Genomic DNA, 17850 nt, shown 5'->3' on the forward strand with positions numbered 1-17850 from the left:
CAGGGAAGGAGGCAGGGGATGGGCATGACAAGGTTGAAGCGCTGGATGCTGGGCGCGGGGCTGTTGGGCTGTTCGGCGCTGGCCATGGCCCAGCAGGCTGAAGTACCGGAAGGCTATCGGATCGCCCAGCAGGTGCTGGTGGGGGACGGCTCGGTGCTGGAAGTACTGGAGGATCTGCGTATCACTCCTGAGTTGCATGCCAACAGCTGGGGCAATGGCCTGGACGCCGACAGTCTGCTCCCGTCCGACGACGATCACCCGGTTGCGCCGTTGGGGGCGCTGGCGCGCCTGGTGTCCGATGGCGGCGAGGTGTTGGCGCAGAAGTCCCTGGACTACCCGATGGCCACGGTGGAAAAGGCTCCGCTGAACGGCCTGCCGTCGCCGGCGTTTTTCCTGACCATTGACCAGACCGCGCCCATGGGCAGCTACAGCGGTCCCCTCACTGAAGTACTGACGCCGGAACAGAGTCAGCTGGATCCGGTGCTGTGCCAGGGGGAGGGCGGCGAGAAGCAGCCGCTGGTGTTCGCCCAGACCGGCAAGGCCGCCTGGCAGATCGTGCCCTCGGACAAGGGCGGCACCGAAAGCATCCAGCAGGTGTCGTCGGCGTCGTCGATGGAGAACGAAGAGTTCATCACCACCTATCGCACCTTCCGTTATGTCGACGGCCAGTGGACCGTTGCCTCGCGGCAACAGGCGGGTTACTGGGACATGGAAAGCGAGTTTCCCGAACCGGCGCTGTTTCCCTGAACAGCAGTGGGGCCGATCAGATATCGATCAAGGCCCCGAGCTCCCGCTCCAGTTCCTCGGGGTCTGCCAGGTTCAGCTCGATCAGGCGCCTGAGGTGTTCGATGGACTCCAGGCCGATGTGCAGGCAGACGAATCCCAGCTGGCCATGATTGTCATGGGCCAGTTGCACGTCCATGCGCACATCGGCATCGGGCCCGAGGTGGATATCGGCTTCGAAGATGCGGTTGGGGTCGCCCAGCCAGGGATCGGGGCGCTCGATCAGCAGGCCCTTGAGGGACAGGTCCAGCAGTTGCACCGGCCAGCGGTGGGTGCCCTGGCTCAGTTTGGTCTTCGCATCGAAGGCGATGCGCTTGAAGCGTCGACGGTCGGCGTATTGCTCGCTCATGGGCTGGCCCTCTGCATGGTGCACTGACTATAGACCGCGGTTTATGACTGTCGCCACAGGCGGCCTGCAAGCGTGCGACGGCGTTATCGGTCAGTGTTGCCCGAGTTGAAAAAGTTTCGAAAAAAAACCTGCTCATTCGTTAAAAGAAGGCTCTAGACCAACGTGGGGGGTGGTCTTTGAGAGCAGTAGCGCTACACTCGAAACGCTGTCTTTCTGTCCACCCTGGCTGGAATAAAAAAATGAAAAATAATAATAGCCTGCTGCGCCATGTCCCCTGGCTGCTGCTGGCAATCGTAGGAGCGTGCGCCCTCGGCGTAGTTGCATTGCGCCGCGGCGAGGCGATCAACGCCTTGTGGATTGTGGTGGCCGCGGTGGCCATCTATCTGGTGGCGTACCGGTATTACAGTCTGTTCATTGCCACTAACGTCATGCAGCTGGACCCGCGTCGGGCCACTCCGGCAGTGATCAACAACGACGGTCTGGACTATGTGCCGACCAACAAACACATTCTCTTCGGTCACCACTTTGCCGCCATCGCCGGCGCAGGCCCGCTGGTGGGTCCGGTCCTGGCGGCGCAGATGGGCTACCTGCCCGGCACCCTGTGGCTGATTGCCGGTGTGGTCCTGGCCGGTGCGGTGCAGGATTTCATGGTGCTGTTCCTGTCCACCCGGCGTAACGGCCGCTCCCTGGGCGACATGGTCCGTGAGGAGATGGGGCGTATCCCGGGAACCATCGCGCTGTTCGGCTGCTTCCTGATCATGATCATCATCCTCGCGGTGCTGGCGCTGATCGTGGTCAAGGCCCTGGCCGAGAGCCCGTGGGGCATCTTCACGGTCATGGCGACCATCCCGATCGCGGTGTTCATGGGCGTGTACATGCGCTACATCCGCCCGGGCCGCATTGGCGAGATTTCGCTGATCGGCGTGCTGCTGTTGCTGGGCTCCATCTGGCTGGGCGGCCAGGTGGCTGCCGATCCGGTGTGGGGCAAGATGTTCACCTTCACCGGTATCCAGATCACCTGGATGCTGATCGGCTACGGTTTCGTCGCCGCGGTACTGCCGGTGTGGCTGATCCTGGCTCCGCGGGACTACCTGTCGACCTTCCTCAAGATCGGCACCATCATCGCCCTGGCGATCGGCATCCTGATCACCATGCCCGAGCTGAAGATGCCGGCCCTGACCCAGTTCACCGATGGCACCGGCCCGGTGTGGAAAGGCGGCCTGTTCCCGTTCCTGTTCATCACCATCGCCTGTGGCGCGGTGTCGGGCTTCCATGCGCTGATCTCCTCGGGGACCACGCCGAAGCTTTTGGATAACGAAGCCAACGCCCGCTACATCGGCTACGGCGGCATGCTCATGGAGTCCTTCGTGGCGATCATGGCCATGGTCGCGGCCTCGGTGATCGAGCCTGGTGTTTACTTCGCCATGAACAGCCCGGCGGCCATTGTCGGCGGCGACGTGGTGGCCGTGGCGCAGACCGTCAGCAGCTGGGGGTTTGTGATCAGCCCGGAACAACTGCAGGCGGTGGCCAAGGACATCGGTGAAAACACCATCCTGGCCCGTGCCGGCGGTGCACCGACCCTGGCGGTGGGGATTGCGCAGATCCTTCACCACGTGCTGCCGGGTGAAAACACCATGGCGTTCTGGTACCACTTCGCGATCCTGTTCGAAGCGCTGTTCATCCTCACCGCGGTGGATGCCGGTACCCGTGCCGGTCGCTTCATGCTCCAGGACCTGCTGGGGTCCTTCGTTCCGGCGCTCAAGCGCACGGAATCCTGGACCGCCAACCTGATCGCCACCGCCGGTTGCGTGGCCCTGTGGGGCTACCTGCTGTACCAGGGCGTGATCGATCCGCTGGGCGGCATCAACACCTTGTGGCCACTGTTCGGCATCTCCAACCAGATGCTCGCCGGTATCGCCCTGATGCTCGGCACGGTGGTGCTGATCAAGATGAAGCGCCAGCGCTACATCTGGGTCACCCTGCTGCCGGCGGTCTGGCTGCTGATCTGCACCACCACCGCGGGCTTCATCAAGCTGTTCGACGCCAACCCGGCGATCGGCTTCCTGGCGCTGGCGAAGAAGTACAGCGATGCCCTGGCCAATGGTCAGATTCTCGCTCCGGCCAAGGACATCACCCAGATGCAGCACGTGATTTTCAACGCCTACACCAACGCGACCCTGACCGCCCTGTTCCTGCTGGTGGTGTTCAGCATCCTGTTCTACGCGCTCAAGGTCGGTGTTGCGGCCTGGGGCAGCAAGGAACGCACGGATAAAGAAGCGCCCTATCAGGCGGTGCCGGATGCGTAATCGAGGATTGCAAGCATGTTCAACGACCTGAGTCGCCTCGGTAAATACCTCGGGCAGGCCGCGCGCCTGATGGTCGGCATGCCCGACTACGACAACTACGTCGAGCATATGCAAACCAAGCACCCGGACAAGCCGGTGATGTCCTACGAGGCGTTCTTCCGGGAGCGCCAGGAGGCCCGCTACGGCGGCAAGGGCGGTCCGAAGTGCTGTTGAAACACAACGTTTGAGCCACACCCAGGCAGGAGCCGGCTTGCCGGCGATAGCGATTCTTCGGACGCCATCGCCGACACGCCGGCTCCTGCGTTTTTTGCGTGGGAGATCCTGTTTTGCAAAATCCTATTCCCGTCACCGTGCTCAGCGGTTTTCTCGGTGCTGGCAAGACCACCTTGCTGCGGCACCTGCTCAAGGCCGAGCACGGCTTGAAGATCGCCGTGATCGAGAACGAGTTCAGCGAGGCCGGCATCGACACCCAGTTGCTGGGGGAGCAGCCGGTCCAGGTCATGACCCTGTCCAACGGCTGCGTCTGCTGCACCATCCACACCGACCTGACCAAGGCCCTGTATCTGTTGCTGGAGCGTCTGGACGGTGGCGAGATCGCCTTCGACCGGCTGGTGATCGAGTGCACCGGCCTGGCCGATCCGGCGCCGGTGGCGCAAACCTTCTTCATCGATGAAGAGTTGCGCGAGCGCTACATTCTCGACGGCATCATCACCCTGGTGGATGCCAAGCATGCCGAGTTCCACCTGACCCAGACCATCGCCCAGGCGCAGATCGGCTTTGCCGACCGGTTGCTGGTGAGCAAGCGCGACCTGGTGGATGAGCAGACCTTCGATGCCCTGAGCCAGCGCCTGACGCGGATCAACCGCCGGGCGCCGATCCGGGTGGTGGAGCACGGCCGGATCGACCTGGCCGAACTGCTGGATGTGCGCGGCTTCAATTTGAATGCTGATCTGGGGGGCGGCATCAGCCTGCGCCCGGTGAGCCAGGCACCCTCGGTGGACCGGATCTCCAGCCTGGTGCTGCGCACCGAGCAGGCCCTGGATCTGGATCGCCTCAGCGAGTTCATGAATGAGCTGCTGGAGGATCACGGCAAGCAGCTGCTGCGTTACAAGGGTGTGCTGAATGTGATCGACGAGCCGCGGCGCATGGTGTTCCAGGGCGTGCTCAAGCTCTATGGCTTCGATTGGGACACCGAGTGGGCCGAAGGCGAGGCGCGGGAGAGTGTGATGGTGTTCATTGCCGATGATCTGCCGGAAGAGAAGATCCGGCAGGGCTTCGACAGGATGCTGGGCCGCTGAAGCCTTCGCCGGCCAGCCGGCTCCTACCGCCGGGCCTCGGCGGGTGTCGTGCCTAGCAGGCGGCGCTCCAGGTGATCCAGGTGCCGGTGCATCAGGGCTTCGGACTGCTCGACGTCGGCCGCCTGCAGCGCGTCGATGAGCGTTGCGTGCTCTTGCCAGGCACAGCAGTGGCGGGTGCGACCTTCGAACTGGGCGATGGCCAGGGATGTCAGGGGCACCAGGCTGCCGAGAAACTGCGCCAGCGGGCCGTTGCCCGCCACTTCTGCCAGTTGCAGGTGGAACTCCCCGGACAGGCGGATGGCCGGTCCGCGCTGGTCGCGCTCGATGGCTTCACGTTCCCGGGCGATCAATTGCCGCAGAGGTTGCAGTTGGCGCCGGGGTTGTTGGCAGGCCAGGCGCACCAGGGTGATTTCCGTCAGGCGCCGGGCGTGCAGGATCTGCCGGGTCTGTTCCCGGTCCGGGGCGGCGACCTGGGGCCGGTGATTGGGCCGCAGGATGATCACTTGCTGATGGGACAAGCGTGCCAGGACCTGGCGGATGATGCTGCGGCTGACGCCGAAGGCCTGCCCCAGGCTGTCCTCGGTGAAGCGGCTGCCGGGGGCGATGCGCTGTTCGAGGATGGCATCGAAGATCTGCGGATAGACGTCATCGACCAGCAGTTTTTTTTCGCCGCACTGGCGCCGCGGCAGGCTGGCTACCAGGGTGAAGGGGTTGTTTTTCAGGGCGTAGCTGACCATGGCCTGTCTCCAGTCCAGTTGCTGACTCGGGGGTTGATTACGGGGCGTTGCTGCCCAGGTGATCGTCCGGAATGTTCAGTTCGATGCCCATGCGCTGGCCTTCCTGGAGAATGTGCCGACGCATCTCGGCGCTGGCCAGGGCGCTGTTCTTGTTGCGGATCGCCCGCACCACCGCTTCATTTTCTTCCAGGCGTTCGGCCAGGTGCTCCGGCGAGTTGCGCAGGATCTGCGCACTTTGCTTGAGGGCATTGCTGGTCTGTTGCACCACGTTCTGGAAGATCGGGTTGCTGGTCAGGGTGAACAGTTCCTCGTGGAAGGCGATGTAGGCATTGACCCCGGCCTCGCTGTCGCCGGCCTCCAGGGCCTCGCGCATGTCCATCAGGGTCAGGCGCAGCTGGCCGACTTCCTTGCTGCTGATGGATTGCGCCACCAGCCCGACGATGAAGGGCTCCAGGGTGTAGCGCAGTTGCAGCACGTCCTCGAGGCTGGCACCGGCCACGCCGCTCTCGGCTCCCTGGGCTTCGCCCTGGGGGGCATCCAGCACTACCACGCCTTTGCCGGGCATGGAGCGCACCAGGCCCAGGGTCTCCAGGACGATCACCGCTTCGCGCAGGCTGGGGCGGCTGATGCCCAATTGCTCGGCCAGTTCACGTTGCCCGGGCAGCATGTCGCCGGAGCGCCACTGGCCACGGGCGAGGGCGGCCCGGAGCTTTTCTACCACTGAATTCACAACCGTTGACGAGCTGATCACTGTTGACTCCATGAGCTATCGGTAGCGCGCCGTTGCCGCGCTGATGGTGGTGCCTGCCGTGGGCAGGCACAGGGCTGGATTAAAATTCCTGCTGGTGGGCAGCGGCCACCGGTTTGCGCGCCTGGAAGGTATAGCCCTGTTGACCACTGAGCACCTTGTTGGCCCGTTGCACGTCGATGTCCTTTTCCCAGCGGGCGATGGCCACGGTGGCCACGCAGTTGCCGATCAGGTTGGTCAGCGCGCGACCGATGCCCATGAACCAGTCCACCGCCAGCACCAGCACCAGGCCCACCACCGGGATCGCCGGGATCGCGGTCAGGGTCGCGGCCAGGATCACCAGGGCCGAACCAGGGATCCCGTGAGCGCCCTTGGAGGTGATCAGCGACACCAGGAGGATGGTCAACAGGTCCGACATGGACAACGGCGTGCCGGTGGCGTTGGCAATGAAGACAATGGCCAGGGTCAGGTAGATGGAGAAGCCGTCCAGGTTGAACGAATAGCCGGTGGGAATCACCAGGCCCACGGTGGAGCTGCCGATGCCCAGGTGTTCCAGCTTGCGCATGATCTGTGGCAGCACCGCGTCGGAGGAGGCGGTGCCGAGGACGATCAGCAATTCTTCGCGCAGGTATTTTAGGAAGGGCAGCATGCGCAGGCCGGACACACGCATCACCAAGCCGAGGATCACCGCGACGAAGGCCAGGCAGGTCAGGTAGAACAGGCCCACCAGGCTGCCCAGGTGCTGCAGTGAATCCAGGCCGTACTTGCTGGTGGTGAAGGCGATGGCGCCGAACACGCCGATGGGCGCCAGGCGCACGATCATGCCCATGATGCGAAAGATCACGTGGCTCAGCTCGTTGATCAGCCGGGAAATGCCCGAGGCCGCTTCGCCCACCAGGTTCAGGGCGCTGCCGAACAGCACCGAGAACAGCAGCACCTGGAGAATGTTGTTCTCGGCAAAGGCGCCGATCACCGAGGTGGGGATCAGGTCCATGAGGAACTGGGTGGTGGTGTGCATGTGCTGGCCGCGCTGGGCGATATCGCCCATGTCGGCGGCGGACAGCTGTTCCAGGTGAATATTGGCGCCGCTGCCGATGCCGGTGCTGAAGGCCATGACCAGGCCGATCACCAGGGCGATGGTGGTAAGGATCTCGAAGTAGATCACCGACTTGAGGCCGATGCGTCCGACCTTCTTCAGGTCGCCGGCGCCGGAGATACCGCTGACCACCACGCAGAACACGATCAGGCCGATGAGCATCTTGATCAGCTTGATGAAGCCATCGCCCAGTGGTTTGAGTTGTGAGGAGTATTCGGGGAGGGTGAGGCCGCAGACGATGCCAAGCATCAGTCCGAGCACAACCTGGAGGAAAATCGAACGCGAGCACCATCTGAGCATGGGGAGGAATCCTGGTCGGTGTCCTGTCTGCCGTGCGCATGGGGGGCGCAGCGGATGGAGGACTTAATTATTGTGGTCTTACCGGTATGTCCAGTGCAGGCGCAGTCTACGCTCGGCTTTTAACGGTTTACAAGGGGGCTGACGCAAATTGGCATGACCGGTCTGACCAGTGGTTTTTCCTCCCCAAGTCACTGTAGCCGCTGCCGTAGGCTGCGATCGGCCGGAACGGCCGCCCGAGTATCTTGCGTTCGCAAGACCTCGCAGGCTCCTTTCAGCGCCTGGTGTGGCGGCCATCCAGGCACAAAAAAGCCCGGCGCTGGGCCGGGCTTTTTCTGTTGCGGTCTGCGGGCTGATTAAGCGCCGTATACCGGCAGCTTCTTGCAGATGGCCTTGACCTTCTCACGCACGGCGTCGATCACCGCTTCGTTGGACAGGTCCGCCAGGATGTCGCAGATCCAGCCGGCCAGTTCCTTGCACTCGGCTTCCTTGAAGCCACGGGTGGTCACGGCCGGAGTACCGAAGCGCAGGCCGGAAGTGACGAACGGGGAACGTGGGTCGTTAGGCACGGAGTTCTTGTTCACGGTGATGAAGGCTTTGCCCAGAGCGGCGTCGGCGTCTTTACCGGAGATGTCCTGCTTGATCAGCGACAGCAGGAACAGGTGGTTCTTGGTGCCGCCGGAAACCACGTCGAAACCGCGTGCGATGAACACTTCGGCCATGGCCTGGGCGTTCTTCACCACTTGTTCCTGGTAGGCCTTGAACTCAGGCTGCAGCGCTTCCTTGAAGCAGATCGCTTTAGCGGCGATCACGTGCTCCAGCGGGCCGCCCTGGGCGCCTGGGAATACCGCGGAGTTCAGCTTCTTCTCGATGTCGGCGTTGGCGCGAGCCAGGATCAGGCCGCCACGTGGACCGCGCAGGGTCTTGTGGGTGGTGGTGGTCACGACGTCGGCGAACGGCACCGGGTTCGGGTAGACGCCAGCGGCGACCAGACCGGCCACGTGGGCCATGTCGACGAACAGGTAGGCGCCAACCTTGTCAGCGATTTCGCGGAAGCGCGGGAAGTCGAGGATCTGCGAGTAGGCGGAGAAACCGGCCACGATCATTTTCGGCTTGTGCTCGAGGGCCAGGCGCTCGACTTCGTCGTAGTCGATCAGGCCGTTGGCGTCGATGCCGTATTGAATGGCGTTGTACAGCTTGCCGGAGGAGGAAACGGCAGCACCGTGGGTCAGGTGACCACCATGGGCCAGGCTCATGCCCAGGATGGTGTCGCCGCCCTGCAGCAGGGCCAGGTAGACCGCAGCGTTGGCCTGGGAGCCGGCGTGTGGCTGGACGTTGGCGTAGTCGGCGCCGAACAGCTCCTTGGCGCGATCAATGGCCAGTTGCTCAACCACGTCGACGTATTCGCAACCGCCGTAGTAGCGCTTGCCTGGGTAGCCTTCGGCGTATTTGTTGGTCAGTACCGAGCCTTGAGCTTCCATCACCGCTGGGCTGGTGTAGTTTTCCGAAGCGATCAGCTCAATGTGCTCTTCCTGACGCTGAGCTTCTTGCTCCATGGCGGCAAAGAGATCGGCGTCGTACTTGGCAATAGTCAAATCACGGCTGAACATGGCGGTCCTCAAGGATCGGGGGGCAGAAAGGGGAGGCATTCTAACCCAATGGGTTTTAGATGGCATATGAAAGGACATCATGTCGCACAGAAGCAGCGCTCAAGTGACGAAATGCAAGCCGCAAGCCGCAAGCCGCAAGCTCCAAGCCGCAAGCCGGCAGCGGATCGCTTTTCTCTTGCCGCTTGAAGCTTGCCACTGCCTTTAGTCGAACATGAACAGGGCGTCGTTGCTGAATTGCGCTTCGAAGCGATTGGCCGGCATCGGCCGGCCGAACAGGTAGCCCTGGACCTCGTCGCAGCCGTGTTCGCGCAGGAACTCCAGCTGCTCGTGGGTTTCCACGCCCTCGGCGATCACCGCCAGGTTCAGGCTGTGGGCCATGGCGATGATGGCGCGGGCGATTTGCGCATCCTGCTCGCCGGATGGCAGGCCGTCGACGAAGGTGCGGTCGATCTTCAGCACGTCGATGGGGAACTGCTTGAGGTAGTTGAGTGAGGAATAGCCGGTACCGAAGTCGTCGACCGCGATGCTCAGGCCGAGATTCTTCAGGCCGTCGAGGATCTGCATCGCCTCGCTGACTTCGCGCATCAGGATGCTTTCGGTCAGTTCCAGTTCCAGGCACGCCGGCGGCAGGCCGGTGTCCTTGAGGATGGTGGCGATGCGCATGCCCAGCTGGCCGTCGGAGAACTGCCGCGCGGAGATGTTCACCGAGACCTTCGGCACCCGCACCTTGGCCTGGTGCCAGGCCTTGAGCTGGCGGCAGGCTTCGCTGATCACCCAGTCGCCGACATCCACCACCAGGCCCAGTTCTTCCAGGACCGGAATGAAATCCCCCGGCGGCACCAGGCCGCGCCGCGGATGCCGCCAGCGCAGCAGCGCCTCGGCGCCGGTCAGGCGCTTGCCGTCGCCGCTGAACTGCGGCTGGTAATAAAGCACGAACTCTTCCTGCTCCAGAGCGTGGCGCAGGTCGCTTTCCAGCTCCAGGCGCTCCAGGGCGCTGGCGTTCATGTCGGCCTGGTAGAACTGGAAGTTGTTCTTGCCGCGTTCCTTGGCGTGGTACATCGCGGTGTCGGCGTTCTTCATCAACTGGCTCAGTTCGTTGCCGTCCTGCGGACTCAGGGCAATCCCGATACTGGCGGTGACAAAGAACTCCCGGCCTTCGAGGACGAAGGGCTTGACCAGGCTGGCGAGGATCTTCTCGGCCACGTTGATGGCCCGGTTCAGGGCTATTTCGCGACTGGAACGGGGTTGCAGGAGCAGGGTGAACTCGTCGCCGCCCATGCGCGCCACGGTGTCGTCATCGTCGACGCAACCCAGCAGGCGAGTGGCCATTTCCTTGAGCATGCGATCCCCGGCGGCGTGGCCCAGGGAGTCATTGATCGGCTTGAAGCGGTCCAGGTCGAGGAACATCAGCACCACCCAGGACTTTTGCCGCTCCGCCGATTGCAGCGCGGTGTGCAGGCGGTCCTGGAACAGGGTGCGGTTGGGCAGGTGGGTCAGGGCGTCGTAGTAGGCCAGGCGGTGAATCCGCTGTTCGCTGGCCTTGCGCTCGCTGATGTCGCTGAAGAAGCACACGTAGCTGGCCAGGTCGCCTTCGTCGTCGAGCACCGCGGTGATCCCGACCCAGGCCGGGTAGTGTTCGCCATTGCGGCGTTTTAGCCAGACTTCGCCTTCCCAGGTGCTGTGCTGGTGCAACTGCTTGAGCACGTAGCCCAGGTGGGCTTCCTGCTGCTCGTCGACGGTGAGCATGTTGGGCAACTGGTCGAGTACCTGGGACACGGCGTAGCCGCTGACCCGGCTGAAGGCTTCGTTGGCCTGCACGATGTAGCCGGCCGGGTCGGTGATCAGGATCGCCGAAGTCGAGTGCTCGAATACCGTGGCCGCCATGCGCAGGTCTTTTTCCGCCCGGCGCTGCTGGCTGATGTCGCGGCCGACCCCGAGCACGCCTTCGAAGGCGCCGTGCTCGTCCCACACCAGGACCAGGCGCAGTTCGATGGGGATCTTGCGGCCGTCGGCCCGCAGGCAGTCGAACAGGAACAACTGGGTCTGCACCTGGCTGCGCAATTGCGCCAGTTGCTCGGGTTTGTCCAGGGCCTTGCTGACCCGGTCCATCAGGGCATAGATGCCGGTCAGTTGCTGCGGGTTGGCGATGGTCGACTGCCAGCCGTTCTGGAAGATCCACTCCACGTCGTAGCCCAGTACGGCATGCACCGAGGGGCTGACGTAGTTCAGCGAGAGCTTGCTGTCGGTGGAGAAGATCACGTCGCTGATGCTCTCGGCGAGCATGCGGTAGCGTTGCTCGCTGTCACGCAGCGATTCGCTGGCCTCGATCTGGTCGGTGATGTCCTTGGCCACGCCGATGATGCGCGTCACCTGGTCGTAGCGGTCCCGGGCCAGGGCCTGCTCGCGGATTTCGAAGCGCCGCCACTGGCCGCTGCGGTGGCGGAAGCGCAATTGGCATTGCAGGAGCTGGGCGTAGGCCGAGTGGCGCTGCTCCTGGCGCAGGCGGTGATAGAGGTCGGCGTCTTCCGGGTGCAGGAGAATTTCCCAGAAGTATTCGCCCATCTGGTGCAGTTCGGTCTTGTTGTAGCCCAGGGTCTGGCCCAGGTGGTGGTTGCTGAAGATCATCCGCTGGCTGATCACGTCCTGCACGTACAGGTGATCGGGCACGGTGCGCACCACGTCGGACCAGAACCCCTCGCGCTCCAGCAGCGACAGCTCGATCAGCTTGCGACTGGTGATGTCGCTGATGCTGAGGATCACCGCACTGTAGTCCTCGACGGCCTCCGGCAGGCGCAGGACCAGCCACAGGTGCTGATCATTGCCCTGGGCGTCGCTGAGCTTGATTTCCAGTTCCAGCTGTTTCTGCTGGTTGACCACCGCTTCCAGCAATTGGCAGCCGATCGCGTTGCCGTTATTCGGGTTGCCTTCTATCAGCAGTTGCCAGGCCTGCTCGCTGGACTCGACGTTGAGCAGGCGCAGGGCCACTTGGTTGACTTCGGTGATGCGCAATTCACTGAGCAGCTGCTGGCGATGATCCGGGTGGCTGGCTTGCCAGCGCTTGAGCTGGTCGCTGTTGTGCACATGGTGCTTGTCGAGCAGTTCCGGGAGCCCGGCGATATCCATGACGCACAGGGCCACGCCGGTGCCTTCGAAGATGTCCTGGTAGCGCCGCCGGCCTTCGTGCAACTGGCGCTGGCGCCGGCGCATGTTCAACAGGGCGATCACCGGCAGCAGGGAGAAGGCCAGGCCCAGCAGGCATTTGCCGATAAAGGCCGGCAGCAGCTCCTCGATCACGGCCTGCTGGTCGAACAGGCCGCGCAGTTGCCAGTCACTGTTGCTCAGGGGCACCAGCAGTACGCTGTCGGCCATTTCACCGGGATCCAGCATGCCCGGGGTCGGGGTGCTGTGCTCGTCGCGCTTGATAACCTGGCGGCTGAGACGGTTCTCGATCACCCAGGTGGGCTTGAAGCTTCCTTCGCTCTGGCGCACCAGGGTCTGCAGGAAGCTCGGCGCCAGGCGCAGAACCCAGTAACTGGGGGTGGCGCCGCTGGACTGGTGCAGCAGCACGTGCACCACCGAACCGTCGGCGGGGTTGCTGTAGTAGTAGCGCTGCAAGTGGCTGCGCTGGATCAGTTCGGCGAGCCAGGGAGCGTCATGGCTGTCGCTGGCGCTGTCGCTGAGAATCTGTCCGGAGGCATCCAGCAAGGCAAAGCTGCGCACATCCGGCAGGGAACGCTGGAGCTTGTGCAGTAATTGCTGCTGTTGCTGGCTGTCCTGTGGCGATTCGACGATCGGTAGCAGATTGAGGGCGATCTGCGCATTGAGCGCCAGGTTCAGGCTCAGGTGGTCGGCCAGTTCGGCACTGTAGTCGATGGCGTGCTGGCGTTGGTCCTTGCGGGTTTGCTGCAGTTGGTCGAGCAGTTGCCAGAACAATAGAGCCAGGAGGAGCAGCACCAGCGTTGCCAGTGCGCCTTTGAGTGTGCCCCGCAAAGGATAGGCCGACGCGGAGGCTCTAGCGCGCGCGGGCTGTGGCGAAATAACGTTGGACAAGCTGTGATCCTGCGGTTTGGCTGGGCTGGCGCGACGTGCACTATAAGCCGGACGCCCGAAGGGCGGCTAGCATGCCTTGAGTTGTGGCAAAGTGCCAGTCCCGCTTGGCTGGACCTGGATCGTGCATTGAGGTAGTTTTGCCGGTTACGCGGGAGCGTTCCAGCTCCAGACAATCAGGCTTTTTCCGCCCGCCGGTATTGATCATGGTCAATGCCGGCGCTGCGCATGGCCTGGCCCGGGCCCGGCCCGTTCTATTCATCAGTCACTGACGCTAGGTTCACCATGGCTCAATACGTCTTCACCATGCATCGGCTGGGCAAAGTTGTTCCGCCGAAGCGGGAAATCCTGAAAAACATCTCCCTGTCTTTTTTCCCCGGCGCCAAGATCGGCGTGCTGGGCCTCAACGGTTCGGGCAAGTCCACACTGCTGAAAATCATGGCCGGCGTCGACACCGAGTTCGAAGGTGAAGCCCGTCCGATGCCGGACCTGAACATCGGCTACCTGCCTCAGGAACCACAGCTGGATCCAACCAAGACCGTGCGTGAAGTGGTCGAGGAAGCGGTGAGCGTGATCAAGGACGCCCAGGCACGCCTGGACGAAGTCTACGCCGCCTACGCCGAGCCGGATGCCGACTTCGACAAGCTGGCCGCCGAACAGGCCAAGCTGGAAGCCATCCTGCAAGCCAGCGACGGCCATAACCTGGAGCGCCAGCTGGAAGTGGCTGCCGACGCCCTGCGCCTGCCGGCCTGGGACGCCAAGGTCGAGCACCTGTCCGGTGGTGAAAAGCGTCGTGTGGCCCTGTGCCGCCTGCTGCTGTCGGCCCCCGACATGCTGCTGCTGGACGAACCGACCAACCACCTGGACGCCGACTCGGTGGCCTGGCTGGAGCATTTCCTCCACGACTTCCCGGGCACCGTGGTCGCGATCACGCACGACCGTTACTTCCTCGACAACGTCGCCGGCTGGATTCTCGAACTCGACCGCGGCGCGGGTATTCCATACGAGGGCAACTACTCGGGTTGGCTGGAAGCCAAGTCCGCGCGTCTGGCCCAGGAATCCAAGCAGCAGTCGGCCCATGAGAAGGCCATGAAGGAAGAGCTGGAGTGGGTGCGCAAAGGCGCCAAGGCCCGCCAGTCGAAATCCAAGGCACGTCTGCAACGCTTCGAGGAAATGCAGTCCCAGGAATTCCAGAAGCGCAGCGAAACCAACGAGATCTACATCCCGGCCGGTCCGCGCCTGGGTGACAAGGTCATCGAGTTCAAGAACGTCACCAAGGGCTATGGCGATCGCGTCCTGATCGACAACCTGTCGTTCTCCATGCCCAAAGGCGCCATCGTCGGCGTGATCGGCGGCAACGGTGCCGGTAAGTCGACCCTGTTCCGCATGATCATGGGCAAGGAAACCCCGGATTCGGGCAGCATCGAGATCGGCGAAACCGTGCAGCTCGCCTGCGTGGACCAGAGCCGCGAGGACCTGGACGGCAGCAAGACCGTGTTCCAGCAGATTTCCGACGGGTCCGACCAGATCCGCATCGGCAACTACGAGATCCCGTCGCGCACCTACGTCGGCCGTTTCAACTTCAAGGGCGGCGACCAGCAGAAGTTCGTCAAGGACCTCTCCGGTGGTGAGCGTGGCCGTCTGCACCTGGCCCTGACCCTGAAAGAGGGCGGCAACGTCCTGCTGCTCGACGAACCGTCCAACGACCTCGACGTTGAAACCCTGCGTTCCCTGGAGGAAGCCCTGCTGGACTTCCCGGGCGCCGCCATTGTGATCTCCCACGACCGGTGGTTCCTGGACCGGGTGGCCACTCACATCCTGGCTTACGAAGACGATTCCCAAGCGGTGTTCTTCGAAGGCAACTACACCGAGTACGAAGCCGATCGCAAGAAGCGCCTGGGCGAAGCCGCAGCGCAACCGCACCGTGTGCGGCACAAGAAGCTGGCCTGACCGGCTCGCTGCTTGAAACAAACGGAGCCTTCGGGCTCCGTTTTTTTTGTTCGTCGGCAAGCCGGCCCCTACAAAAAAACGGTTGTTGCGCTGTGCGTCGACTGGCCGGTGAAGGGTTTTCTGCGGCTCCCCAAAAGCGTGCAGGCCTTGGAATTTGTGCCACCAAATCCGTGCACAAAACCCCTGAAAATCGTCGTCATTTATATCTAATGCACCATTTAAATTCATATCTGCGACATTTTGCGCTGTCGCGGTGCGAGTTGAATTGATAAAGTCCCGGGCAAATCTCCCCTTAACGACAATAAATTTGCCGAGACTTCCCATGATCGAATCCGTCGAAGACTTCCTCGCCCGCCTGAAAAAGCGCGACCCGGACCAGCCCGAGTTTCACCAGGCGGTGGAAGAGGTTCTGCGCAGCCTCTGGCCATTTCTCGAAGCCAATCCGCACTACCTGAGCTCCGGCATTCTCGAGCGCATCTGCGAGCCGGAACGCACCGTGGTGTTTCGTGTGTCCTGGGTCGACGATCAAGGCAAGGTCAGGGTCAACCGCGGCTTCCGCATCCAGATGAACAGCGCCATCGGTCCCTACAAGGGCGGCTTGCGCTTCCATCCGTCGGTCAACATGGGGGTGCTGAAATTCCTCGCCTTCGAGCAGACCTTCAAAAACTCTCTGACCTCCCTGCCCATGGGCGGCGGCAAGGGCGGCTCGGACTTCAACCCCAAAGGCAAGAGCGATGCCGAGGTCATGCGCTTCTGCCAGGCCTTCATGACCGAGCTGTACCGGCATATCGGCGCCGATGTGGACGTGCCGGCAGGCGACATCGGCGTTGGCGCCCGGGAGATCGGCTTTCTCTTTGGCCAGTACAAGCGCCTGAGCAACCAGTTCACTTCGGTGCTGACCGGCAAGGGCATCAGCTACGGCGGCAGCCTGATTCGTCCGGAAGCCACGGGGTTCGGCTGTGTGTACTTCGCCGAGGAAATGCTCAAGCGTCGCGGTGACCGGGTCGAAGGCAAGCGAGTGGCGATCTCCGGTTCCGGCAACGTCGCCCAGTACGCGGCCCGCAAGGTCATGGACCTGGGGGGCAAGGTGATCTCCCTGTCCGACTCCGAAGGCACCCTGTATTGCGAGTCCGGCCTGAGCGAGGAGCAGTGGCTGGCGGTGCTGGAACTGAAGAACGTGCAGCGTGGGCGGATCAGCGAGCTGGCGGCCCGCTTCGGCCTGGAGTTCCGGGCCGGCAAGACCCCGTGGGACCTGGCCTGCGATATCGCCCTGCCTTGCGCCACGCAGAACGAGCTGGACGCCGAGGCTGCTCATGCCCTGCTGCGCAACGGCTGCACCTGTGTCGCCGAAGGCGCCAACATGCCGACCACGCTGGAGGCTGTGGATATCTTTATCGACGCGGGCATCCTGTTTGCCCCGGGCAAGGCCTCCAACGCCGGTGGCGTGGCGGTGAGCGGCCTGGAGATGTCGCAGAACGCCATGCGCCTGCTGTGGACCGCCGGTGAAGTGGACAGCAAGCTGCACGCCATCATGCAGTCGATCCACCATGCCTGCGTGCATTACGGCGAAGAAAATGGCCGGATCAACTACGTCAAGGGCGCGAACATCGCCGGCTTCGTCAAGGTGGCTGATGCCATGCTGGCCCAGGGCGTGGTCTGAGGCGTCTCAGGCCGGTTCGATACGGATGATCTCGATCAACTGATTGCCCGCCGGCCGTTGCCACAGCACCTCGTCACCGGGTTGTGCCCCCAGCAGGGCACGACCCAGGGGCGAGGCCCAGTTGATCAGACCCCGAGCCGCATCGGCTTGATCCTCCCCGACCAGTTGCACGCTTTGCTGATGATCCTGTTCATCGACGAAGGTCACGCGGCTGCCGATCTGGACCTTGTCGGTCGAAGTGGCTGCCGTCACCACCTGGGCGCTGTGCAGGCGCTGGGTGAAATAACGCAAGTCGCGCTCAAGTTCGGCCACCCGCTGCTTGTCGGCGGCGTCCCCCAGATCATTTTGCTCGGTATGCTGGCTGTGCAGCAGGGCAACTCTGGCCTGCAATTCGGCAAAGCCCTGGGGCGTGACGTAGTTGGGCTGGGCGCTGATCTGGCGCTCCACGGGCTGCTCGGCCTGGGCAGCGGCCTGATCTTCATTGACGAAAGCGCGGCTCATGATGTTCTCCTTGAGTGGAGGGGAGGCCATGGTTGCAGGCTTTTAAGCCGGGCGGTTGCCTGAAAGCGACCTACTGCGAGCGATAGGCCCGGGCCGCGTCGCGGTCCTTTTCCTGTTGCCAGGCCCGTTCCCGCTCGTCCCAGTGCCGCGTTCGATAGTCGTTGCGGTCCTGATTCTCCAGCATCGCCTGGCATTGGCGGAAACCGTCGTCCCAGCCTTCGGCGTATTGCGGGTCCTTGAGGTAGCGCGGCACGTCCTTGCGGAACTCCCCGCGTATCGACCCCGCTGCCTGGCGTCCACTGACGCAGCCCGCGTCGAAGCCGTCGACAAAGGCCGGCGGATAGCCTTGCTTGAGCAAATACTCGTGGTTCGACTCACAACCACCGATCAGGGCCAGCGCCAGCACAGCCCAACCATAGCGCCACATCCAGATACTCCCGGGCTTCACTTGAGTGAAGTCTAGAAGGG

At 63.0% G+C, this 17850-nt stretch carries 14 protein-coding genes; 6 read left to right on the forward strand and 8 right to left on the reverse strand.

The features are described from left to right. Nucleotides 1–24 precede the first annotated feature (24 nt). The gene (locus L1O02_RS04350) at nucleotides 25–747 is read left to right on the forward strand and encodes a hypothetical protein (protein WP_108546243.1); all 723 of its coding nucleotides are present in this window, start codon (nucleotides 25–27) and stop codon (nucleotides 745–747) included. 16 nt (nucleotides 748–763) lie between these two features. Here the strand turns inward: L1O02_RS04350 and L1O02_RS04355 are convergent, their stop codons facing one another. Next, nucleotides 764–1132: a PilZ domain-containing protein gene (locus tag L1O02_RS04355; RefSeq protein ID WP_060841185.1), complete on the reverse strand. Its 369-nt coding sequence runs from the start codon at nucleotides 1130–1132 to the stop codon at nucleotides 764–766. 239 nt (nucleotides 1133–1371) lie between these two features. On the opposite strand from L1O02_RS04355, the gene L1O02_RS04360 reads away from it, so the two are divergent. The 3 genes from L1O02_RS04360 (at nucleotide 1372) to yjiA (ending at nucleotide 4736) form a co-directional block, all read left to right on the forward strand. After that, nucleotides 1372–3438: a carbon starvation CstA family protein gene (locus L1O02_RS04360; protein ID WP_060841184.1), complete on the forward strand. Its 2067-nt coding sequence runs from the start codon at nucleotides 1372–1374 to the stop codon at nucleotides 3436–3438. A 15-nt stretch (nucleotides 3439–3453) separates the two neighbouring features. Then, a complete protein-coding gene (locus L1O02_RS04365) occupies nucleotides 3454–3651 on the forward strand; it encodes a YbdD/YjiX family protein (RefSeq protein ID WP_007937254.1) in 198 nt (65 codons plus the stop codon). A 113-nt stretch (nucleotides 3652–3764) separates the two neighbouring features. Then, the gene (yjiA, locus tag L1O02_RS04370) at nucleotides 3765–4736 is read left to right on the forward strand and encodes a GTPase (RefSeq protein WP_108546206.1); all 972 of its coding nucleotides are present in this window, start codon (nucleotides 3765–3767) and stop codon (nucleotides 4734–4736) included. 23 nt (nucleotides 4737–4759) lie between these two features. Here yjiA and L1O02_RS04375 read toward each other — a convergent pair whose 3' ends face one another. The 5 genes from L1O02_RS04375 to L1O02_RS04395 form a co-directional block, all read right to left on the reverse strand. Beyond that, nucleotides 4760–5473 carry a GntR family transcriptional regulator gene (locus L1O02_RS04375; RefSeq protein ID WP_108546207.1) on the reverse strand — a complete coding sequence of 238 codons (714 nt, stop codon included), beginning with the start codon at nucleotides 5471–5473 and terminating at the stop codon, nucleotides 4760–4762. 37 nt (nucleotides 5474–5510) lie between these two features. Next, complete coding sequence (locus L1O02_RS04380) at nucleotides 5511–6224, reverse strand: FadR/GntR family transcriptional regulator (RefSeq protein ID WP_060844681.1); 714 nt, start codon at nucleotides 6222–6224, stop codon at nucleotides 5511–5513. Nucleotides 6225–6303: 79 nt separating this feature from the next. Beyond that, entirely contained in the window at nucleotides 6304–7617 is a 1314-nt protein-coding gene (locus tag L1O02_RS04385; RefSeq protein WP_108546208.1) for a C4-dicarboxylate transporter DctA, read from the reverse strand. 353 nt (nucleotides 7618–7970) lie between these two features. Further along, a complete protein-coding gene (glyA, locus tag L1O02_RS04390) occupies nucleotides 7971–9224 on the reverse strand; it encodes a serine hydroxymethyltransferase (RefSeq protein WP_060841179.1) in 1254 nt (417 codons plus the stop codon). 201 nt (nucleotides 9225–9425) lie between these two features. After that, on the reverse strand, nucleotides 9426–13274 hold the full coding sequence (locus L1O02_RS04395) for a bifunctional diguanylate cyclase/phosphodiesterase (protein WP_060841178.1): 3849 nt from the start codon (nucleotides 13272–13274) through the stop codon (nucleotides 9426–9428). A 282-nt stretch (nucleotides 13275–13556) separates the two neighbouring features. Between L1O02_RS04395 and ettA the strand changes: the two genes are divergently transcribed. Beyond that, a complete protein-coding gene (ettA, locus tag L1O02_RS04400; RefSeq protein WP_016967012.1) occupies nucleotides 13557–15221 on the forward strand; it encodes an energy-dependent translational throttle protein EttA in 1665 nt (554 codons plus the stop codon). A 322-nt stretch (nucleotides 15222–15543) separates the two neighbouring features. Continuing rightward, complete coding sequence (gdhA, locus tag L1O02_RS04405; RefSeq protein ID WP_060844679.1) at nucleotides 15544–16881, forward strand: NADP-specific glutamate dehydrogenase; 1338 nt, start codon at nucleotides 15544–15546, stop codon at nucleotides 16879–16881. Nucleotides 16882–16887: 6 nt separating this feature from the next. Here the strand turns inward: gdhA and L1O02_RS04410 are convergent, their stop codons facing one another. Together L1O02_RS04410 and L1O02_RS04415 are read right to left on the reverse strand one after the other, a co-directional pair. After that, nucleotides 16888–17382 carry a GreA/GreB family elongation factor gene (locus L1O02_RS04410; RefSeq protein ID WP_060841176.1) on the reverse strand — a complete coding sequence of 165 codons (495 nt, stop codon included), beginning with the start codon at nucleotides 17380–17382 and terminating at the stop codon, nucleotides 16888–16890. Between the two features lie 70 nt (nucleotides 17383–17452). Then, nucleotides 17453–17809, reverse strand: coding sequence for a hypothetical protein (locus tag L1O02_RS04415; RefSeq protein WP_060841175.1), 357 nt, complete (start codon nucleotides 17807–17809; stop codon nucleotides 17453–17455). Between the last annotated feature and the right edge of the window lie 41 nt (nucleotides 17810–17850).

The organism is Pseudomonas sp. BC42, from assembly GCF_021560055.1.
Lineage (GTDB): Bacteria > Pseudomonadota > Gammaproteobacteria > Pseudomonadales > Pseudomonadaceae > Aquipseudomonas.